Here is a 21,562-nt window from a genome sequence, read left to right as displayed (position 1 = left end):
TGGGAGAACGCCTTGCCGAGCGTATCCACATTGACCACCGCCGATTCGGCGTTGCTGGTGCAGCTGTCTGACAGCCACTTGTTCGCTGCCGCGGATGGCACGTTGCTGGGCATGAATACCCGGGACAGCCTCGTGAAAGTCCTCGATCTGGTGCGCCTGCAGCAGCCCCTGATTGACCTGGTGATTGCCAGTGGAGATCTGTCCCAGGACGGAACACTGGAGTCTTACCAGCTGTTTCGCGACCTGACCCGCCAGCTCGATGCCCCGGCGCGCTGGATTCCCGGTAACCACGATGAGCCGCAGATCATGGCCGAGGCGGCGGTGCAAAGCGCTTTGCTGGAGCCGGTGGTGGATATCGGCAACTGGCGAGTGACGCTGCTGGATTCGGCGGTGCCGGGCTCGGTGCCCGGTTATTTGCAGGATGAACAGCTGCAATTGCTTGCGTGTTCGCTGAGCGAAGCGCCGGAGCGCCATCACCTGGTGTGTTTCCATCATCATCCGGTATCTATCGGGTGTGCCTGGATGGAGCCGATCGGCTTGCGCAATCCAGAGGCGCTGTTTGCCGTGCTGGATCGCTTTCCCCAAGTGCGGGCGGTGCTCTGGGGGCATGTGCACCAGGAAATTGACCGTGAGCGCAACGGTGTTCGGTTGATCGCTTCGCCTTCGACCTGCATCCAGTTTGAACCGGGGAGCGATGATTTCAAGGTGGGGGATCAAGCGCCGGGGTATCGATGGTTGCGGTTGCTGCCGGATGGGCGGATTGAGACGGGCGTTGAGCGGGTTACGGGGTTCGAATTCAAGGTCGATTACGACGCTGACGGTTATTAGTCATTCCTGAGGACCGCGTGATGGCCTTCGCGGGCAAGCCCGCAGCGCATATCCTGTGGGAGCGGGCTTGCCCGCGAAGGCGTTCGCACAGACGCTCCAAATTCCACGGATATCCCCGCTTCCCCCGACACCCTGTAAACTCCGCCTTCTTTACCCGACGAACAGGGAGCTCAAATGTCCGGCTCGATCCTCTATATCCACGGTTTCAACAGCGCGCCCTCCTCGAAAAAGGCCACGCAGCTGATGACGGTGATGGGCCGCCTGGGTTTGAGCGATCAGCTGCGGGTACCCGCCCTGCATCATCATCCGCGCGAAGCCATCGGTCAGCTTGAACAGGCGATTGCCGAGCTGGGGCGGCCACTGCTGGTCGGCAGCTCACTCGGCGGCTACTATGCGACTCACCTGGCCGAGCGCCATGGCCTGAAGGCCCTGCTGGTCAACCCGGCCGTAAGCCCGCACCGGATGTTCGACGGGCACCTGGGGACGCAGAAAAACCTGTACACCGATGAGGCCTGGGAACTGACCCACGACCATGTAACGGCCCTGGCCGAGCTGGAAGTGCCGGCACCGCAGGACCCCCAGCGTTATCAGGTGTGGTTGCAGACCGGTGATGAAACCCTGGACTATCGCCACGCCCAGCACTACTACCGGGCCTGTGCCTTGCGCATCCAGGCCGGCGGCGATCACAGCTTTCAGGGCTTTGCCGCGCACCTGCCGGCCATGTTGAGTTTTGCCGGCATTGGCGCAGATTTGTATCAAGCGATTGATTTCAAAGCACTGTGACCGGTCCCTTTTCTACAGAACACTTTTTTCAAAGGACGACGAGACCCCATGGCCACTCCCGGCGCTAGCTCTTATAACGCAGACGCCATCGAAGTCCTCTCGGGCCTCGACCCGGTGCGCAAACGCCCTGGCATGTACACTGACACCAGTCGGCCGAACCACCTCGCCCAGGAAGTCATCGACAATAGCGTCGACGAAGCCCTGGCCGGTCACGCGACCTCGGTGCAGGTCATCCTGCACGCCGATCACTCCCTGGAAGTCAGCGATGACGGCCGTGGCATGCCGGTGGACATCCATCCGGAAGAGGGCGTTTCAGGCGTCGAGCTGATCCTCACCAAGCTCCATGCGGGTGGCAAGTTCTCCAACAAGAACTACCAGTTTTCCGGCGGTCTGCACGGCGTGGGTATCTCCGTGGTCAACGCCCTGTCGACCGAAGTCCGGGTGCGCGTCAAGCGTGACGGCAACGAATACCAGATGACTTTCGCCGATGGCTACAAGAAAACCGAGCTGGAAGTCTTGGGTACCGTCGGCAAGCGCAACACAGGCACCAGTGTTTTCTTCGCCCCGGATCCGAAATACTTTGATTCGCCGAAATTTTCCGTCAGCCGCCTCAAGCACGTACTCAAAGCCAAGGCCGTGCTGTGCCCCGGCTTGCTGGTCAGTTTTGAAGACAAGGCCTCCGGCGAGAAAGTCGAATGGCATTACGAAGACGGCCTGCGTTCCTACCTGGTCGATGCGGTCACCGAGTTCGAACGCCTGCCGGACGAGCCGTTCTGCGGCAGCCTGGCCGGTAACAAGGAAGCGGTCGATTGGGCGCTGCTGTGGTTGCCGGAAGGCGGCGACAGCGTGCAGGAAAGCTACGTCAACCTGATCCCGACGGCGCAGGGCGGCACCCACGTCAACGGTTTGCGTCAGGGCTTGCTCGACGCCATGCGCGAATTCTGCGAATTCCGCAGCCTGCTGCCGCGCGGTGTGAAGCTGGCGCCGGAAGACGTCTGGGAACGCATTGCCTTCGTGCTGTCGATGAAGATGCAGGAGCCGCAATTCTCCGGCCAGACCAAGGAGCGCCTGTCGTCCCGTGAGGCGGCGGCGTTTGTCTCCGGGGTGGTCAAGGATGCGTTCAGCCTGTGGCTCAACGCCAATCCGGAAACCGGCATGCTCCTGGCTGAGCTGGCGATCAACAACGCCGGGCGTCGCCTGAAGGCCAGCAAGAAGGTCGAGCGCAAGCGCATCACCCAAGGCCCGGCATTGCCGGGCAAACTCGCCGACTGCGCCGGGCAGGACCCGATGCGTTCCGAGCTGTTCCTCGTGGAAGGTGATTCCGCGGGCGGTTCGGCCAAGCAGGCGCGGGACAAGGAGTTTCAGGCCATCCTGCCGCTGCGCGGGAAGATCCTCAACACCTGGGAAGTCGACGGCAGTGAAGTCCTGGCGAGCCAGGAAGTGCACAACATCGCCGTGGCGATTGGCGTCGATCCCGGTGCTGCGGACATGAGCCAGCTGCGTTACGGCAAGATCTGCATCCTCGCCGACGCCGACTCCGACGGGCTGCACATCGCGACCCTGCTGTGCGCGTTGTTCGTGCAGCATTTCCGCCCGTTGGTGGATGCCGGTCACGTCTATGTCGCGATGCCGCCGCTGTACCGTATCGACCTCGGCAAGGAGATCTTCTACGCCCTGGACGAGGCCGAGCGTGATGGCATTCTCGATCGCCTGGTGGCCGAGAAGAAGCGCGGCAAGCCACAGGTCACCCGATTCAAAGGCCTGGGTGAAATGAACCCGCCGCAACTGCGCGAAACCACCATGGACCCGAACACCCGGCGCCTGGTGCAGCTGACGCTGGAAGATTACGAAGCCACCGCTGAAATGATGGACATGCTGCTGGCGAAAAAACGCGCTGGCGATCGCAAGTCCTGGCTGGAGTCCAAAGGCAACCTGGCCGAGGTTCTTGGCTGATGCGGGTTGGCTTGGCCCTGGCATGTGCGTTACTTCTGAGCACGGCGGCGTTGGCCGACCCGGTCCCGGAGTTGCGCCTGGTGTCCGGGCATGCCGTGGCCGGCATGCCCGGCGGCAACCTGTCAGGGCTGGCACAGTGCGGCGACGAGCTGTGGACGGTGTCCGATCGCGACGATGACCAGATCTACCGTCTCGATACCCGGCAGGATCCCTGGCAGGCCGAAGCCGTGCACATCGATGTGCCCGTGGCACCGGCCAGCGGTTTGCCCTGGAGCTTGAGCTCGCGCAGTTGGGCGGCATCGTTCGTGCGCGGCGGCGACCTGGACTTCGAAGGCATCACCTGCGACAACGCCGGTAATCGTTACATCGTCAGTGAATCCCATGCGGCCGTGTTGCAGGTGCCGCTGACCGGGCCTGCGTCCTGGTTGAACATTGCGCCCAGGCTGGTCCGCGAGGCGCGGGCCGGGGGCATGTTGCTGCGCTTCAATGCGCTGTTCGAAGGCCTGGCGGTCAACCCGCAAGGCGACCAGCTATGGCTGGCCGCCGAGCGTGATCGCCGCGGCCTGCTGCTGATCAAGCGAGGGGCCACGCAATGGGACTGTGACGGCAACTGTGTGCTGCTGAGCGAGGGTGGCAAGCGAGCGCAGCCGCCGCAGTTTCACCACGCAAGGCCGGTGTCGCTGGACTTCGCCGACCTGTCATTGTTCAACGGCAAGCTGTTCACCCTCGAACGCAATGCCTACGAAATATGCCGGCGCGATGCAACAACGGCCAAGGTCGAGCGTTGCTGGTCTTATGCCGCCGAGTTGCTGCAGGATGGCCGGCGTTATCCACAGGACTACGGGCTGGAAGAAGCACTGGTAGTGGACGCCACGGGCGCCTGGATAGGCGTCGACAACAACACAGGGGCTCGCGTCGATGGTGAGGTTCGCCCGTTCATCTGGCGCTTTGCTGCGCCTGAAGGCGGCTGGAGTGGCAAATTATGAGTCAACAGACGCCGGGCAAGCGTGCCGGCCGGGTGCTGATGGTGCTGGCCTGGTGCGCCGCGTTGTTTCTGGCGACGCGGTTTTTCGGCGAATGGGAAGCGCGCCAGCACAACCCTAATGTTGTGGTCGACTCCGAACAGGGTGAGGGGTTCATCGAGGTAAAACTGGCCAGCAATCGCCAGGGCCACTTCGTCGCCAGCGGCCAGATCAACGGCCAGCCGGTGGATTTCATGCTCGACACCGGGGCGACAGATGTGTCGGTCCCTGCAGAGATGGCCAAGCAGCTGAAACTGGAAGAGGGCTTCGGGGTGACCCTGAGCACCGCCAACGGTTTGAGCAAGGGTTATCGAACCCGAATCGACCGGCTGCAGGTCGGCGACATCGTGCTGCGTGATGTTCGCGCGCTGGTCGCCCCCGGGCTCGAAGGTAATCAGGTGCTGCTTGGTATGAGCGCCCTTAACAAACTTGAATTTACTCAGCGCGGTGGCACCATGCTGCTGCGCCAGACAACGAACCGATGAGGCCCGCATGAGCGACATCCTTGCAGACAGCTTAGACGGCGTAGAACGCCGATCGCTGGCTGACTTCACCGAAAGTGCCTACCTCAACTACTCCATGTACGTGATCATGGACCGCGCCTTGCCACATATCGGCGACGGCCTGAAGCCGGTGCAGCGGCGCATTATCTATGCGATGAGCGAGTTGGGGCTGGACGCCGATTCCAAGCACAAGAAATCGGCGCGCACCGTCGGTGACGTGCTCGGTAAATTCCACCCGCACGGTGACTCGGCCTGCTACGAAGCCATGGTCCTGATGGCCCAGCCGTTCAGCTACCGCTACACGCTGGTCGACGGCCAGGGCAACTGGGGTGCGCCCGACGATCCCAAGTCGTTCGCCGCCATGCGTTACACCGAGGCGCGGCTGTCGCGTTATTCCGAAGTACTGCTCAGCGAGTTGGGGCAGGGCACGGCAGATTGGGGGCCAAACTTCGACGGAACGCTCGACGAACCGCTGGTATTACCTGCACGTTTGCCGAATATCCTCCTCAACGGTACCACCGGCATCGCCGTGGGCATGGCCACCGACGTGCCGCCGCACAACCTGCGTGAAGTGGCCACGGCCTGCGTACGTTTGCTGGATGAACCCAAGGCCACGGTCGAACAACTCTGTGAGCACATCCAGGGTCCGGACTACCCGACCGAGGCGGAGATCATCACCCCCCGCGCCGACCTGCTGAAAATCTACGAGACCGGTCGCGGCTCGGTGCGCATGCGCGCCGTGTACCACATCGAAGACGGCGACATCATCGTTACCGCATTACCGCACCAGGTGTCCGGTGCCAAAGTGCTGGAACAGATCGCCGCGATGATGCAGGCCAAGCCTTCCAAGGCCCCGCAGATCGCTGACCTGCGCGATGAATCGGACCACGAGAACCCGTGCCGGATCGTGATCATCCCGGGCGCGCGCAAGAATTTCGACCACGATGGCTTGATGCAGCACCTGTTCGCGAGCACCGAGCTGGAGTCGAGCTACCGGGTCAACATCAACATCATCGGCCTGGACGGCAAGCCGCAGCTGAAGAACCTGCGCGCGCTGCTGGTGGAATGGCTGGAATTCCGCGTGCAGACCGTGCGTCGCCGCCTGCAATTCCGCCTCGACAAGGTCGAGCGTCGCCTGCATCTGTTGGACGGCTTGTTGATTGCCTACCTCAACCTGGATGAAGTGATCCACATCATCCGCACCGAGGAGCACCCCAAGGCTGCGCTGATCGAGCGCTTTGCCCTGAGTGAGATCCAGGCCGACTACATCCTCGACACCCGCCTGCGTCAACTGGCGCGGCTGGAAGAGATGAAGCTGCGCAGCGAGCAGGACGAGTTGCTCAAGGAGCAAGCGAAGCTGCAAGCCTTGCTGAGCAGCGAAGCCAAGTTGAAGAAACTGGTGCGCACCGAGCTGATCAAGGACGCCGAAACCTATGGCGACGACCGTCGCTCGCCAATCGTTGAGCGCGCCGAGGCCAAGGCCCTGACCGAGCACGATCTGCTGCCGAACGAGAAAGTCACGGTAGTGCTGTCGGAAAAAGGCTGGGTACGTTCCGCCAAGGGCCACGAAATCGACGCCACCGGTCTGTCCTACAAGGCTGGTGATGGGTACAAGGCCCTGGCTGCCGGGCGCTCCAACCAGTTCGCGGTATTTATCGACTCTACCGGTCGCAGCTACTCGGTCGCGGCGCATACCCTGCCATCGGCCCGTGGCCAGGGCGAACCCCTGACCGGTCGCCTGACGCCGCCGCCAGGCGCCACCTTTGAATGCGTGATGATGCCCGAGGACGATGCGCTGTACGTGATCGCATCCGACGCCGGTTATGGATTCGTGGTCAAGGGCGAGGACCTGCAGGCCAAGAACAAGGCGGGCAAGGCGCTGTTGAGCCTGCCGAACAACGCCAAGGTGATCCTGCCGCGGCCGGTAGCTGATCGTGAGCATAACTGGCTGGCGTCGGTGACCACCGAAGGTCGCCTGCTGATCTTCAAGATCAGTGATCTGCCACAATTAGGTAAGGGCAAAGGCAACAAGATCATCGGCATTCCCGGTGAGCGAGTAGCCAGTCGCGAAGAATATGTCACGGACATCGCCGTACTGCCCGATGGCGCCACACTGGTGCTGCAGGCCGGCAAACGCACGCTTTCGCTCAAGGCAGACGACCTCGAACACTACAAAGGTGAGCGTGGACGCCGTGGTAACAAACTGCCACGAGGCTTTCAGAGAGTGGATGCGCTGTTCGTCGAAAACCTCAATTAGGCGTGCTAGAGCGCTCGATCTACGATTTAACGCGTAGATCGACGCTTTCGCGCTGGAGTCGGGACGCATATTCACGGATGATACGGCCTTTCAAGCGCCGGCGTGGCCGAGCGATCTTCATATTTATTGAGTATTTTCACTGTGGTTAGCCGTGTGGCAACCACCTGGATGGGACGATGACTGCTCTGCGCCTTCCTTTTATCTTGATGCTCGCTGGCGTTCTTGGCCTGGCGGGTTGCAGCGTTCACCAACCGGTGTCGCTGTATCAGCTGGACAGCGGTAATCCGGTGCAGCCGGCACAAAGTGCCGGCATGGCCGTTTTGCTGGGCCCGGTGACAATTGCCGACTACCTGCAACGTGAGACCCTCTTGCAGCGGCAACCGGACGGCAGCCTCCAGGCCTCGACCGACGGTCGTTGGGCTGGCAGCCTGTCTTCGGACATCGATCAATTGCTGCTACGCCAGGTGTCTGGTCACCTGGACAGCCAGCGCGTGGTGTTGGCGCCGGCGACGCTTGGCTTCACGCCGGATGTGCAGGTGTTGTTGACCATTACACGCCTGGATTCGGGTGAGTCGCAGCCAGCTATCCTCGATGCGCAATGGCGCTTGATCGACCGTCGCGGCCAGGTGCGGGACAACCGCATCATTCATCTGCAGGAGCAGCACGCAGGCGGCACGGCGGCGCAGGTCCAGGCCCAGGGCGTATTGCTGCAACGGCTGGCCAAGCAGCTGTCGGTGGCGCTCAAGCCCCTGGCCAACCAGCCCCCAGTTGCCGAAGGGCCGAAGAAACCGGCCGCCAAGCCTGCCGCGCCCGCAGCGGAAAAGGACAAACAGCCGAAGATCCCGATGGCTTCGCCAATTCGCACCGATATGGAAGTGTTCAGGTTTTAAGGCCTGAATGAAGCCAGAGCAAAGCCCGCCTTGTGCGGGCTTTGTTTTGTCTGTCTTGGGAGATCGATGTTGCCTGTGGGGGCCTCTTCGCGGGCAAGCCCGCTCCCACAGTGACCTGTGGTGTCCTCAGGAAATGTGTAGACCCAGAACCCTGTAGGGGGCAGTTCGCGGGCAAGCCTGCTCCTGCGGTGACCCGCAGTGTCCACAGAAAATGTGTGGACCCAGAACCCCTGTGGGAGCGGGCTTGCCCGCGATGGCGCCAGCGGGGGTAACAAAAAGCCCGCAGACAATCACTTGTCTGCGGGCTTTTTCACATCAGGGCTTAAGCCCGGCGCTCATGCATCCGCGCCAGTTGCCGCTCCAGCATCGATGGATACGGCTCCATCAAACGCTCCACGCAGCATGCGCCTTCAGGGCTGGCGATCGGGCGGATCCGCGCGCGCTGGCGGATCAGCACGTCGTCGCCGACCTTGCGTTCCACCAGCAGCAGGTTGCGGCTGTGTTGAGACAAGGCCAGGGCGTCCTGAGCCGATTCGGTCAGCAGCAGGTCAATCTGGCTCAGACCGAACAGCTCGTCACCCAAGGTCAGGCCCAGCTGCAGTTGCAGGGTAATGCCCGAGTCGGCCACTTCGATCTGCAACTGATGACCCAGTGCGCGCAGCAAATCGCCACAGCAGATCGCATTGGTCAGGTAGTCTTCGCCGCTGTCTTCAGTGTGGAACAGCATCAGGGTGCTGCCGTCGTTCAGGGTGTGCAGCTCGCTCTGGTAGAGCGAGGCGGCCTGGTCGAGGCAGTCGCGATAACGCTTGAGCAACTCCTCGAGGCGAGTACGGGGCAGGCGGCGCAGTTGATCCTGGGCACCGAGTTGCACGGCCAGCACCGCGCTGTGTTGAGGCACGTTGGAAACGGGCGCTTTAACCACGGGCTTGGGCGCGCTGGCCACTGCCTCGTCACGCAGGTCGGCGAACGGGTCTTCGTCGTCGTCATCTTCGACAGTGCTGACAATCTGCCGAGGCGCGGGCTTCAAGCCGGCCACCGGCCTGGTTTCGTCGAAACTCGGGTCACGCAGGTTGCGCACCTCGAAAGAAGGCTCGTCTTCGTCTTCTGTCTCTTCGTACTCAGGCTCCGGGTCCGGCTCGGGTTCAACGGGCTCCGGGGCGAAGTTGGCGTGCAGCTGACGCGCCAGGTCGCCGATCTCGTCCTGACGCTCGGTGGCCGGGGTGTATTCGTCGATGTTGCGCAGCCACACGCGCAGTTGCAGCAGCGGCGTGGAGATGTGCCGACCCAGGCGCAGGCTCAGCGCGAGGGATAAGGCCAGCAGAATGGCACTGAGAATCCCCATGCTCTGCAGGCTGATGGTCATCGGCTGCTGGAACTGATCCATGTCCAGGCTGATGCGCAGTTGCCCGGCCGTCACGTCCTGGAAAGTGATCTTGCTCTGGTACATGCCCTCGGCTTCGCCCAGCAGGCTGTGCTTGGGGCGCTGCCCGGCTTCGGCGAGGATGCGGTTATCCACGCTATAGATGGCAGCGTGAGCCACCAGCTTGTTCTTGGTCAGGTTGTTGAGCAGCACATTCAGGCTGAGGATGTCATTGGACACCAGCAACTCAGTGGCGGAGGTGGCGGTTTGCGTGGTCAGGCTTTCACCCAGCGCATCCGCTTGCTCGTGCATGGCCTGCTTGAACTGCAATCCCATCACGCAGGCGTAGATGACCAGGGCCAGGGCGACCAGGATCACGTTATGGCTGGCAATGCGTAATGCAATCGGTACACGGCGATGGCGCAGTGCCCGGAAGATCAGCAGAAAGAAGTTATCGGTTTTTACTGGCGTGGGCCGGTTCACTTGAGCTCGGCTCTTTTGTCCGTGAAGTTGACGCGCAGTATAGCGACAGGCCCCAGACCGGCAAAGCGCTCACGGTGCCCGATGGTCACTGAATGTGGGTAGAATGCGGTTTTTTTCCACTTGCGGGGGTGCGCCTTGCGCGAAATCGTCCTGATAAACATCACGGGAGTCGACCGTCCGGGTCTGACTGCGGCCATTACCGGCGTTCTGGCCCAGGGTGGTGTGAACATTCTCGACATCGGCCAGGCGGTGATCCACGACACCCTGTCGTTCGGCATCCTGGTTGAGATTCCCGACACCGAGCAAGGCAAGTCCGTCCTCAAGGACATTCTGTTCACGGCCTACAAGCTCGATCAACAGGTCCGTTTCACGCCGGTTTCCGAAGAGGATTACCAGCAGTGGGTCGGCAACCAGGGGAAAAAACGCCACATCGTTACCCTGTTGACCCGCAAGGTGACTGCCGAGCAATTGCAGGCCGTCAGCTCGATCACGGCCAAGTATGGGCTGAATATCGATCATATCGATCGCTTGTCGGGACGCATGCCGCTGGATACGCCGGCCGACAAGGGCAAGGGCTGTATCGAGTTTTCTGTGCGTGGCGAAGCGGCCGACCCGCAGGCGCTGCGGGCCGAGTTCCTCAGCGTGGCGCAGGACCTCAACGTCGATATCGCTTTCCAGGAAGATTCGCTGTTCCGCCGCAACCGCCGCCTGGCGGTGTTCGACATGGACTCCACGCTGATTGAAGCCGAAGTCATTGATGAACTGGCCAAGGCCGCGGGTGTGGGCGAGCAGGTTTCTGCGATCACCGAGCGGGCGATGGCCGGCGAGCTGGATTTCCGCGCGAGTTTCAAGGAGCGCCTGGCCTTGCTGCAGGGGCTGGACGTCAGCGTGCTGGATTCGATCGGCGCCTCGCTGCGCCTGACCGAAGGCGCCGAAACCCTGTTCGCCGAACTCAAGCGCCTGGGCTACAAGACAGCGATCCTGTCAGGCGGCTTCACTTACTTCGCCAAGCAATTGCAAGCAAAACTGGGCATCGACTACGTATTTGCCAATGAACTGGAAGTGGTCGACGGCAAGGTGACTGGCGTGGCGGTCGAGCCAATTGTCGATGCGCAGCGCAAGGCGGACCTGTTGCGGGAGCTGGCGCACAAGGAAGGCCTGCGTCTGGAGCAGACAATTGCCGTGGGCGACGGCGCCAACGATTTGCCGATGCTGGCGATCGCCGGGTTGGGCGTGGCGTTCCGTGCCAAACCTCTGGTCAAGCAGTCGGCAAAGCAGGCGATTTCGACCCTTGGGCTGGATGGTGTGCTGTATCTGCTGGGCTTTCGGGATCGTGATGGGCAGCTCTGAGACTTTAGCCGCCTGATCAGGCCTCATCGCGGGCAAGCCTTGCTCCCACAGAATCACCGACCTGGGAGCAAAGGTTGCCCGCGATGACCACACCAAAATCTTACAAAATCACTGACCTGTGGGTGCAAGGCTTGCCCGCGATGGCCGCACTACATTTTTCATGCCTGACCTCAAAGCGACTTCCACAAAGAATCAAAGTCTTCCTCGACGCCGCCACCCGCGGCGTTGTCGTTTTTGGCACCCTCCAACGACCGGTAAGCGAACTGATTAAAACTGTTGGTACTCGCCACCCGTCGATCCAGCCCTGCCCGATGTTCCTCGCCGTTGGTGTTGATCATCACCTTTTGCCCTTCCTGAAAGGGCAGGCGCGGGGCCAATAGTGTGGCGGGCAGGTCTACCGCGCTGATCGCGGGCAATAACAGGCCGCGCAGGTAGTGGCTGTGATCATCATGGGTGCGCACCAGCTGCAGGCCACAGGGCTCTGCGTAGGGTGCAACCTGTTCGATGCCCATTTGTGTGCCGCCGCCACGAACCTGGCGAATCCAGCGCACCACCGCGATACTCCAGCCCTGGCCCGCGACATCCTCGATGCCGACCATCTCACCCGCCTGAAGCTCGGCCGGTACTTCGCCGGGCCACGCCAGGCAATAGCCTCCCGGGCTGTGGTTGACCACTGGCAACACATAAGTCGGAAAATGCCGATTGCTGTCGGCCGTGTCATTGCCATCATCGTTTTGCAGCTGGGGGTATTCGATTTCTTCGTAGGGCAGCAGGTCGTGGGTGTTGCCCTCCGGCGCCACGTCGAAGGCGTGGCTCCATTGGTCCTGGCCCTTGGTCGCCGACGACAGCGCAGAAAATTTCGCCTGTCGGCCGCCGTGGTTTTTCAGCAGCTCACTGAACGAGCGCTGGCCACCCAGATAGAAATGCAGGGCGCTCATGCCGACGCACAGGGTCAGTTGGCCCTGGCTTGCCGTGCGTTGAAAACTGCGCTCGGCGGTCTGCCCCCAGGCGGCACTCAGGTGTTGCAAGGTATCCAGGCTCAAACCCGTCGGCACCAGCAGAGGTTGGGCCGAGTCGGTCTTGTGTAGATGAGCGTCGATGGCCGCCACCAGCGGGGTGGTGTCAATGGCCAGCAAATCGTCCTGCTGTTCGCTCCTGAATTTGGAGCGGTAGCGCGGAGCGGTATCGAGCATTGGTGCGACGGCGAACAGCCCTTCGACCGATTGGCCCGGATTCAGGCGTATCAGCGAGCTCCATGACTCCAGCACTTCGGCGAGACGGGCAATCTGGTTCTGCCGCAGTTGATTGCAGCGTGCAGCACCCATCAGCAGCGCCGTGATATAGGTCTGCTCAATGCTGAGGTTTTGCGTCTGGCTGGCCAATTCGTCGCGCACATTCTGGCGCTGGAGCTGGTGCGAGCAGGCGATTCGGTAGAGTTGATGCAGCTCCACCCAGACGCCTTCCGGCGCCGGGCAATACAGCTGCGTCGCGCGCATCAACGGCCCGTTGAGGCAATGGATCGCCCGTTGCAGCGCTTGAGTCAAGAGCGGGGCGCGATCCTTGCTGAAGCGCGGTGACACGCGCAGGACGATCTGCTTGTAGCCAATCGCCAGGTGACTTTGCAATGCCTGGCATAGGTTGGCGATCTTGCGCGAGCGCTCGTCCAGCACAATCGCCTGATGCAGGAAGTGCCGCTCCAGGTGTTTGCAGACGTAGTACACCTCTGGTCGCAACAACTCGAGCAATTGCAGGCGATTGTCACTGGGAGTGAGCAACTGGTTGAGTTCGCCCAGGCCCTGATAGAGCAAGCGGGCAGTTTCGCCAATGTTAGCCTTGGGCAGGTTGGCGATCCAGCGCTTGAGATCGCGCGGGGTTGGCTCACAGAACGACAGGCGAGTCTGTTGAGGAAGCGGTGCACGTAACAGCTGGAGTGGGGTGGTCTCATTCATGGCCAAAACGATAGCAGGAATCAGGCCGTATAGGCGCTGCCGCAGGCGGTGATCTTTTGATCCCGGGTAACAAAAACAACGCCGCCCCTGGTAGGAGCTGCCGAAGGCTGCGATCTTTTGACTTTGTTTCTAACATCAAAAGATCGCAGCCTGCGGCAGTTCCTACCGGGACAGGCCGGTTATCAGGCCTTCGGCAAGCCCAGCGCTTGACCCATCTGCACTGGCGACAGCGCACCGAGGCCTTCAGCCCATTTCACCTGGTCCGGGCCGAACAGCACCACGGCGGTCGAACCCAGCTTGAAGCGCCCCAATTCCGCCCCTTTTTCCAGGTGGATCGGCGCACGGGCGGCTTCGTCGTAGCGGAAGGTTTTCAGTTCACGCTTGGGCGGAGTGACCAGGCCTGCCCAGACGGTTTCGATCGAGGCAACAATCATTGCCCCGACCAGCACAACGGCCATCGGCCCGCGCTCGGTGTCGAAAATGCATGCGACGCGCTCGTTGCGAGCGAACAGCTCCGGCACGTTTTCAGCAGTCGTCTGGTTGACGGAGAAAATGCGGCCCGGGATATAGACCATCTCACGCAAGGTGCCGGCCAGGGGCATATGCACGCGGTGATAGTCTTTCGGCGACAGGTAGATGGTGGCGAAGTCGCCGCCCATGAACGGTGCAGCGTTGGCCGCATCGCCACCGAGCAATTCCAGCACGCTGAAACTGTGGCCCTTGGCCTGGAAAACGCGACCATGCTCGATCGGGCCAAGCTGGCTGACTGCGCCATCGGCCGGGCTCAGGATCGCCCCCGGCGTTTCGTCCAGAGGGCGCGCGCCCTCTTTCAAGGCGCGGGTGAAGAACGCATTGAAATGTTCATAGGCAGTCAGGTCTTCGACCAGCGCCTGGGACATGTCCACCTGGTAGCGCTTGGCGAACCAGGCGGTGAAGGCATTCTTGAACCAGCGCACACGGCATTCGGCAATGCAGCCGGCCAGTCGCGAGAGCAAGTGATGAGGCAGCAGGTATTGGCTGAGGATAAACAGACGCTTGTTCATTAACTGTCCTTAAAAACCTTAGATCTCTACGGGGGTGTCGGGATGGTTGCCCCATTCGCCCCAGGAGCCGGCGTAACCCTTGACCCGCGGATAACCGAGCGCCTTGGCCACCAGATAAGTGAAGCCAGAGCGATGGTGTGTCTGGCAGTGAGTAATAACTTCTTTGTCCGGGGTTATCCCCAGTTGTTCCAGGATTTGCGGCATGTCTGTACGGATGCGCAGGTTGCGCGCCTGATCCATGCCGGCGGTCCATTCAAAATTGATCGCTCCGGGAATGTGTCCGGCCTTGGCAGCCAGGACCTTCTCGCCGGAATACTCCTGCGGGGCGCGCGCGTCCCAAATGGCCAGGTCGGCGGCGCCAATCCGGCTTTGCAGGTACTCTCGGGTGGCCGTGGGTTCGTCGTGCAAGGTCAGGCTTACCGGGCCTCCCGCCGAAGCCGGGACCTCGGTCGAGACCGGCAGGCCATCCGCCAGCCAGGAAAGCAGGCCGCCATCCAGATAGTGGTAGTGCTTGTGGCCGATGACGTCGAGCAGCCAGATGAAGCGTCCGGCCCAGCCGCCGCCTTCGTCGTCATACACCACGTACACCGCATCCTTGTGGTGGCCCAGTTCGCCGAACAGCGCTTCAAGTGCAGCGTGTGGCGGGATCAGGCCCGGAGCGGGTAGCTGGCCGAGTTGCGTGCGCTTGGGGTCGACAAAGCGCGCGCCAGGAATATGCCCTTGGGCGTAGCGGGCACTGCTGGTGAGGTCCACCAGGATCAGATTGCACGCGTCGAGACGGGCGAGCAGGTCGCCGGGTTCGATGACCAGCGCCAAGCCAGAGAAGTCAGACATGTGAGGTCTCCAGAGCACAAAAAGGGGGATTGTAACGCAGCCTCATTGGCCACGGTGGCTAAAGCTGTGCAGCGCCTTCTCGATGCACTGCGCGGTTTTGCCGAAGGCTTGTACGGTGATATCCGAGAACGGTCCACCACCCTGGTCCGCCACCACCAGCATGATCACCCGGCCATTATTGACCAGTGAACGCAGCAGCAAATGCTCGCCGCCAAACAGCGTGCGCAGGCTGGCCGGGAGCAATGCGGAAAATTGTGCGTTATTTTCCGGGGTCAGGCGCACCTGGGCCTGCTGGGCGAGCAGGCGTTGCAGCACGGTGCTCTGGCTGACCAGCAAATTCAGGCTGGCGGCGTCCTTGGGCAGTCCGGCGCTCTGATGCACGCGTAAATTGGCGTGAGTGCGATCAGCCATCAGGATCAGCACCCGGCGCATGCCGCAGGCAACCAGGGCATCCCTGGCGGACGTGGTCAGGTGCATCGCATTGGCAAAGCGGCTCGGCTCCACCAGCAACTCGGCACACACCTTGCGCCACTTGGCCAGGTCTTGCGCAGTCGGTGGCGGGGTCGGCTGCGAGCCTGCCTGCTGGCGCGGGGTGTCCCAGGGCCAGATCAGTGAGACCGCCGGGTGCCAGAGGTCCGGCATGGCATGGTAGCGGGCGCTGTTGGCAGCCTGCTGGTGCAATTGCTGCTGTACCTCGTCCATCGAAAATTGCAGGTACAGGCTGGTCAGGTGCTGCCAGCGTCTGCTGTGGGGGCTGTCCCAGGCTTGTTGTGCCGACAGCGCCAGGCCATTGGCCAGTAGTACGGTGTTGGCAGGTTGATTGAGCCAGCGACGCAGGGTCGGGTCGTCATCCAGGCGATTCTGCTGGCGCAACGGGTGGTCGCTGTCGCGGGCAATGCGCAGCACCTTGACCAGTTCGCGCTGTTCCTTGAGCAACAGGCGGTAACCCTGCTGCACCCAGATCGGCAGGCGCCACAGATCGACCAGGGCCTGGCAAATGTCCAGCAAACGCAAGCCGAACAACTGTTGTTCGACCTTGCGTGCGGATTCACCTCTGTGAATCACGCGCCGTTCCCACTCTTCGAGCAACTGCGGGTAGATCAGCGCCATCGGCCATAGTGGTGACAGAAACAGCAGGCTACCCCAATGGATGTCCTGCCAGAGCCGGGCCAGGCGGCTGGCGAAAAAGCCGTTGGCCTGCTGGGTCGCGTGCTGGCTGATCAGCTGCAACTGGCGCAAGGTCGCGGGGATTTGCATCTGGGGCAGCGTCGGCAGGCGGGCGAGCAGTTCTTCAGTGCGTTTGAGGCCGAGACGATTGATCGCCACTTCCAGGTTTTCCGCCGGTTCGCCAAGGCCGCTGCGCACCTGCCGATTGGCTTCACGAATCACGCTCAGCGCCAGGGCCGGGCTGCCCTGGATCAGTTCGGCGATGTCACGCAGTGAGCTGCGGCTGTTGCGAATCGCCTGGCATACCCGGTCATGGCTGGCCTGCGGTACGGGCAGCCGGACGCTGTCGAGAAGCTTGATCCAGCCTTCGAGCGTCGTTGGTTTTGGGGTTGGAACGTTCGTTTCATTAGCCATGGATGGACGTGATCATCGTCTGCATTACCTGCGCGCTGAATGAGCCAAAGTGGCTTTTCGCCTGAACGGGCTATAGTCTGGCGCAGTTTTGCCGATAAGTAGAAGAAGAGATTGTTTAACTTCCGAATATGACCTTGAACCCGACTCAGTAAGTGCTCTCCTACCTATGGCTAAAATAATCGGCATCATTGTCGTATTCGCGAGCGTGCTCGGCGGATACGTGCTATCCCACGGAAAAATTGCCGCCCTGATCCAGCCTTTCGAGGTAATGATCATCGGCGGTGCGGCGCTCGGCGCCTTCCTGCAGGCCAATCCCGGCTACATGACGATGCACGTGCTCAAGAAATCCCTGAGCATGTTCGGATCGCGTTTCAGTCACGCCTTCTACCTCGAAGTGCTGGGCCTGATCTTCGAAATCCTCAACAAGAGCCGCCGTGAAGGCATGATGGCCATCGAAGGCGACATCGAAGATGCGGCGGCGAGCCCGATCTTCGCCAAGTACCCGACTGTGCTCAAAGATGAGCGCATGACCGCTTTCATCTGTGATTACCTGCGCATCATGTCCTCCGGCAACATGGCTCCCCATGAGCTTGAAGGCCTGTTCGACATGGAGCTCTACAGCCTCAAGGAAGACCTCGAGCACCCATCCCACGCAGTCAACGGCATCGCCGACGCCATGCCGGGTTTCGGTATCGTGGCTGCGGTACTGGGTATCGTGGTGACCATGGCTTCCCTGGGTGAAGGCGACCAGAAAGCGATCGGCATGCACGTCGGCGCGGCACTGGTGGGGACCTTCTTCGGTATCCTCGCGGCCTACGGTTTCTTCGGCCCGCTGGCCACTTCCCTGGCCCACGATGCCAAGGAAGAGTTGAACGTCTACGAAGCCATCAAGGCTTCGCTGGTCGCCTCGGCCTCCGGCATGCCGCCGTCGCTGGCGGTGGAGTTCGGGCGCAAGGTCCTTTACCCGGCGCACCGTCCAAGCTTCTCCGAGCTGGAACAAGCGGTTCGCGGACGCTGAGTCATGGAAAACAACCAGCCGATAATCATCAAGCGCGTCAAGCGCATAGCCGGCGGGCATCACGGCGGCGCCTGGAAAATCGCCTTCGCCGACTTCGCGACGGCGATGATGGCGTTCTTCCTGGTGTTGTGGCTGATGTCCACGGCAACGCCTGAGCAGAAGATCGCCATCGCCGGCTACTTCAAGGACCCTATCGGGTTCTCCGAAAGTGGCACGCCCTACATCATCGATCTGGGCGGCTCGCCGACCCTGGCGCCGGAGAACACGCTCAATCCTGAGGTCAAGTCCCAGCCGCAGCCGGACAAGGTGACCATTGATACCGAACAGGTCGAAGGCATGGCCGAACAGGTCGAGAAAGAGCGCCTGGAACTGTTGCTGCAAGAGTTGCAGAACAAGGTCGACGAGAACCCGCAGCTGCAGAAATTCAAGGACCAGATCCTGTTCGAGATCACCCCGAACGGCTTGCGTATCCAGATCATGGACGCGGAAAACCGGCCGATGTTCGACTCGGGCAGCGCCCGGCTCAAGCCTTACTTCGAAGACATCCTGCTGGCCATGGCCGATACCATCAAGGCGGTACCGAACAAGATCAGCATCAGTGGCCACACCGATGCCACGCCGTACACCGGCAGCGGCGAGTTTGGTAACTGGGAACTCTCGGCCAACCGCGCCAACGCCGCACGACGTGCACTGGTAGCGGGCAGTTATCCTGAATCGCAGGTGGCGCGGGTGGTCGGTTATGCATCTTCGGCCTTGTTTGACCGGGTCAACCCGGTCAATCCGGTCAATCGCCGTATCGACATAGTGGTCTTGACCAAAAAGGCCCAGGAAGCCATTGAAGGGGCGCAAGGTGCTGATCCTTCGGGGGCGCTGCCCCAGGGGCAGGGCGCGCCGGGGGAAGTCCCGGCCACTCCGGTTGATCCAGATGCCTTGCCGGCCGACCAGCAGCCGATACCGGCGCATGAGATTCGCGAGCGGTTGAATCTGTTCGAGGATGCGGCGCCGAAACCGGGCGGGCCGGCGCAATAGGCGTGGGCAAGCCCTGCAGAAACATCTGACGTCTAATGGTTTCAGGTTTCAGGCAGGCAGCAGCGAGCCCACCCCCTCGGTATCGAGGGGGCAGGGCAGCTGTTTAGTAGGTGCTTTCCGGCAGACTGGCGATGATCGAGCGGTAGCTGTTCATCCGTTGCTGCTGCACGCGACCATCTTCCAGGGCCTTGAGCAGGGCACAACCCGGTTCGCGGTCGTGTTTGCAGTCGCGGAAGCGGCAGGTGCCGATCAGGTCGTTGAACTCGATGAAGCCGGCCTCGACATCGGCACGGCTGACGTGGCCCAGGCCGAATTCACGGATGCCCGGGGAGTCGATCAGCTCACCGCCGCCGGGGAAGTGGAACAGGCGCGCGGTGGTGGTGGTGTGAGTTCCCTGGCCGGAGAGCTCGGACAGCGGGCCGACACGGGTGTCGACTTCCGGCAGCAGGCTGTTGACCAGCGAGGACTTACCGACGCCGGACTGGCCGACGAACACGCTGATGCGCCCATCGAGCTGTTGCTGAAGCTGCTCCATGCCATTGCCGTGGTGCGCAGAGACTTCCAGCACCGGATAACCCAGGGTGCGGTAGACCGCCAGCAGGGCATTCAGCGCCGGGGCATTCTGCTCGTCGATCAGGTCGAACTTGTTGAGCAGCAGCAGCGGGCGAATACCCGCATGCTCGGCGGCGACCAGGTAACGGTCGATCAGGTTGGCGTGAGGCTCGGGCAGCGGAGCGAAGACAATCACGATCATGTCGACGTTGGCCGCCACCGGCTTGAGCTGGCCACGGCTGTCCGGGCGACAGAGCTCGGTGTTGCGCGGCAATTGCGCGACGATTACGCCGATGCCCTGGTTGCCGGCACGCCAGACGACCCGATCACCGGTTACCAGCGCAGGCAAGTTGGCCCGCAAGTGGCAGCGGAATACCTGGCCGGCCAAATCGCCATCGAGCGCCTCGACTTCGACCTGTACACCGAAGTGCGCGATCACCAGGCCGGTCTGTTCCGGGCCCAGGTCGCCACCTTCGAGTGCCTCGACAGCCGAGGACTCGCGTTTGGCGGCGCGGGCAGCGCGCTCGCCCTGAATCTTTTCGATGCGCCAGTTTTGACGACGATTGAGTTGGCGTTTGGCCATGGGTGTTCCGTATCAAGAATGCAGCGATTAGTTAAAACGGCCGCGAGTTTAGCACGCCCAGCCACCTCTCTAAGCTAAACTGCGCAGCATTGCCTAGGAGCCGACACATGCAAAACCCGCAGAATTTGATCTGGATCGACCTGGAAATGACCGGTCTGAACCCTGATACCGACGTCATCATCGAGATGGCCACCATCGTCACCGACAGTGATTTGAACACCTTGGCCGAAGGTCCGGTGATCGCTATCCACCACAGCGATGAAATTCTCGCCGGCATGGATGAGTGGAATACCCGTCAGCATGGCGGCTCAGGCTTGACTCAACGGGTTCGCGACAGCCGCATCAGTATGGCTGAAGCCGAAGCCGAGACCATTGCCTTCCTGGAGAAGTGGGTGCCCAAGGGCAAGTCGCCGATCTGTGGGAACAGCATCTGTCAGGACCGTCGCTTCCTCTATACGCACATGAAATCCCTGGAAAGCTATTTCCACTACCGCAACCTCGACGTGTCGACGCTCAAGGAACTGGCCGCGCGCTGGGCGCCCGAGGTGCGTGACAGCTTCCAGAAGGGCAGCACCCATCTGGCCCTGGATGACATCCGCGAATCCATCGCCGAGCTGCAGCATTATCGCAAGCACTTCATCAAGTTCTGATTGCGGACTACGTCCCCTGTGTAAGAGCTGCCGAAGGCTGCGATCTGTTGATCTTGAAAAGTCAAAAAATCGCAGCCTGCGGCGGCTCCTAAGGGGGATTGCACCGCACTTGCCCTCTTTTGGTGCCTCGGCGAAGTGAGTAGACTGCGCGCCTTCCTGCAAGGACCGCCACCATGTTGCTGATGCTCTACCTGATCGCCATCACCGCCGAAGCCATGACCGGCGCCCTGTCTGCCGGGCGTCGCGGCATGGACTGGTTTGGCGTGGTGCTGATCGCCTGCGTCACGGCCCTGGGCGGTGGATCGGTGCGCGATGTGCTGCTGGGGCATTACCCGCTGACCTGGGTCAAACACCCGGAATACCTGGTACTGACCTCGTTCGCAGCCATGTTCACCATCTTTGCGGCACGCTGGATGCGCCACTTGCGCTCATTGTTCCTGGTGCTGGACGCCGTGGGTCTGGTGGCTTTCACCCTGATCGGCTGCATGACCGCCCTGGAAATGGGCCATGGCATGTTGGTGGCTTCTGTCAGCGGAGTGATCACCGGCGTGTTCGGCGGCATCCTGCGGGACATCTTCTGCAACGATATACCGCTGATCTTCCGCCGCGAGCTATACGCCAGCGTCTCGTTCGCCGCAGCCTGGTGCTACATGTTGTGCATTTACCTGCAAATGCCCGGCGAGCAGGCCATCCTGGTGACGTTGTTTGGCGGGTTCCTGCTGCGTTTGCTGGCGATTCGATTCCACTGGGAAATGCCCAAGTTCGTCTATAACGACGAAGCCTGACGCCCCCCCCTGCCTGCGGGGCACGGGTTATCGTTGACTGAAACGCCTCCTGTAGGAGCGAGCTCGCTCGCGAAGAACCTGAGAGCGCCGCTGGGTCCCAGGTTCCCAG

General features: G+C 61.6%; 18 protein-coding genes. 12 read left to right on the top strand and 6 right to left on the bottom strand.

Going from position 1 to position 21,562, the window contains the following annotated elements; genetic code table 11:
• Positions 1-12 precede the first annotated feature (12 nt).
• The 7 genes from cpdA to IMW75_RS04920 all read left to right on the top strand — a co-directional run bounded on the left by cpdA (position 13) and on the right by IMW75_RS04920 (position 8,236).
• The gene (gene cpdA / locus IMW75_RS04950; protein WP_205892018.1) at positions 13-828 is read left to right on the top strand and encodes a 3',5'-cyclic-AMP phosphodiesterase; all 816 of its coding nucleotides are present in this window, start codon (positions 13-15) and stop codon (positions 826-828) included.
• A gap of 174 nt (positions 829-1,002) precedes the next feature.
• A complete protein-coding gene (locus tag IMW75_RS04945) occupies positions 1,003-1,611 on the top strand; it encodes a YqiA/YcfP family alpha/beta fold hydrolase (protein WP_045061861.1) in 609 nt (202 codons plus the stop codon).
• A 48-nt stretch (positions 1,612-1,659) separates the two neighbouring features.
• Positions 1,660-3,564, top strand: coding sequence for a DNA topoisomerase IV subunit B (gene parE / locus IMW75_RS04940; RefSeq protein WP_205892017.1), 1,905 nt, complete (start codon positions 1,660-1,662; stop codon positions 3,562-3,564).
• Positions 3,564-4,550: an esterase-like activity of phytase family protein gene (locus tag IMW75_RS04935; RefSeq protein ID WP_205892016.1), complete on the top strand. Its 987-nt coding sequence runs from the start codon at positions 3,564-3,566 to the stop codon at positions 4,548-4,550. The genes parE and IMW75_RS04935 overlap by 1 nt, the downstream gene beginning before the upstream one ends.
• Positions 4,547-5,071, top strand: coding sequence for a retropepsin-like aspartic protease family protein (locus IMW75_RS04930; protein WP_045061858.1), 525 nt, complete (start codon positions 4,547-4,549; stop codon positions 5,069-5,071). The genes IMW75_RS04935 and IMW75_RS04930 overlap by 4 nt, the downstream gene beginning before the upstream one ends.
• A 7-nt stretch (positions 5,072-5,078) precedes the next feature.
• On the top strand, positions 5,079-7,346 hold the full coding sequence (gene parC, locus IMW75_RS04925) for a DNA topoisomerase IV subunit A (RefSeq protein WP_045061857.1): 2,268 nt from the start codon (positions 5,079-5,081) through the stop codon (positions 7,344-7,346).
• Positions 7,347-7,522: 176 nt separating this feature from the next.
• Complete coding sequence (locus tag IMW75_RS04920; RefSeq protein ID WP_205892015.1) at positions 7,523-8,236, top strand: PqiC family protein; 714 nt, start codon at positions 7,523-7,525, stop codon at positions 8,234-8,236.
• A gap of 322 nt (positions 8,237-8,558) precedes the next feature.
• Here the strand turns inward: IMW75_RS04920 and IMW75_RS04915 are convergent, their stop codons facing one another.
• Positions 8,559-10,079 (bottom strand): AhpA/YtjB family protein, encoded by a 1,521-nt coding sequence (locus IMW75_RS04915; RefSeq protein ID WP_205892014.1) that lies wholly within the window; start codon positions 10,077-10,079, stop codon positions 8,559-8,561.
• 135 nt (positions 10,080-10,214) lie between these two features.
• On the opposite strand from IMW75_RS04915, the gene serB reads away from it, so the two are divergent.
• Entirely contained in the window at positions 10,215-11,429 is a 1,215-nt protein-coding gene (serB, locus tag IMW75_RS04910) for a phosphoserine phosphatase SerB (RefSeq protein ID WP_045061854.1), read from the top strand.
• A gap of 170 nt (positions 11,430-11,599) precedes the next feature.
• Here the strand turns inward: serB and IMW75_RS04905 are convergent, their stop codons facing one another.
• The 4 genes from IMW75_RS04905 to IMW75_RS04890 form a co-directional block, all read right to left on the bottom strand.
• Positions 11,600-13,378: a molecular chaperone gene (locus IMW75_RS04905; protein WP_205892013.1), complete on the bottom strand. Its 1,779-nt coding sequence runs from the start codon at positions 13,376-13,378 to the stop codon at positions 11,600-11,602.
• 182 nt (positions 13,379-13,560) lie between these two features.
• Entirely contained in the window at positions 13,561-14,421 is an 861-nt protein-coding gene (gene asd, locus IMW75_RS04900; protein ID WP_045061852.1) for an archaetidylserine decarboxylase, read from the bottom strand.
• Positions 14,422-14,439: 18 nt separating this feature from the next.
• Positions 14,440-15,255 carry a thiosulfate sulfurtransferase gene (gene rhdA / locus IMW75_RS04895; protein ID WP_045061851.1) on the bottom strand — a complete coding sequence of 272 codons (816 nt, stop codon included), beginning with the start codon at positions 15,253-15,255 and terminating at the stop codon, positions 14,440-14,442.
• A 42-nt stretch (positions 15,256-15,297) separates the two neighbouring features.
• Positions 15,298-16,836, bottom strand: a complete 1,539-nt coding sequence (locus tag IMW75_RS04890; protein WP_205892012.1) for an HDOD domain-containing protein — start codon at positions 16,834-16,836, stop codon at positions 15,298-15,300.
• A 166-nt stretch (positions 16,837-17,002) separates the two neighbouring features.
• Here IMW75_RS04890 and motA point away from each other — a divergent pair, with 166 nt between their 5' ends.
• Together motA and motB are read left to right on the top strand one after the other, a co-directional pair.
• Positions 17,003-17,854 carry a flagellar motor stator protein MotA gene (motA, locus tag IMW75_RS04885; RefSeq protein WP_045061849.1) on the top strand — a complete coding sequence of 284 codons (852 nt, stop codon included), beginning with the start codon at positions 17,003-17,005 and terminating at the stop codon, positions 17,852-17,854.
• A 3-nt stretch (positions 17,855-17,857) separates the two neighbouring features.
• A complete protein-coding gene (motB, locus tag IMW75_RS04880) occupies positions 17,858-18,883 on the top strand; it encodes a flagellar motor protein MotB (protein ID WP_205892011.1) in 1,026 nt (341 codons plus the stop codon).
• A gap of 103 nt (positions 18,884-18,986) precedes the next feature.
• On the opposite strand, the gene rsgA is transcribed toward motB, so the two are convergent.
• Positions 18,987-20,018, bottom strand: coding sequence for a small ribosomal subunit biogenesis GTPase RsgA (gene rsgA, locus IMW75_RS04875; RefSeq protein ID WP_045061846.1), 1,032 nt, complete (start codon positions 20,016-20,018; stop codon positions 18,987-18,989).
• Positions 20,019-20,125: 107 nt separating this feature from the next.
• Here rsgA and orn point away from each other — a divergent pair, with 107 nt between their 5' ends.
• On the top strand, positions 20,126-20,668 hold the full coding sequence (gene orn, locus IMW75_RS04870; protein WP_045061845.1) for an oligoribonuclease: 543 nt from the start codon (positions 20,126-20,128) through the stop codon (positions 20,666-20,668).
• A gap of 173 nt (positions 20,669-20,841) precedes the next feature.
• Positions 20,842-21,453, top strand: coding sequence for a trimeric intracellular cation channel family protein (locus IMW75_RS04865; protein ID WP_045061844.1), 612 nt, complete (start codon positions 20,842-20,844; stop codon positions 21,451-21,453).
• The last annotated feature ends 109 nt before the right edge of the window (positions 21,454-21,562 follow it).

The organism is Pseudomonas gregormendelii (assembly GCF_017114825.1).
Taxonomy (GTDB): Bacteria; Pseudomonadota; Gammaproteobacteria; order Pseudomonadales; family Pseudomonadaceae; genus Aquipseudomonas; species Aquipseudomonas gregormendelii.
This window is presented reverse-complemented; position numbering and strand designations above follow the sequence as displayed.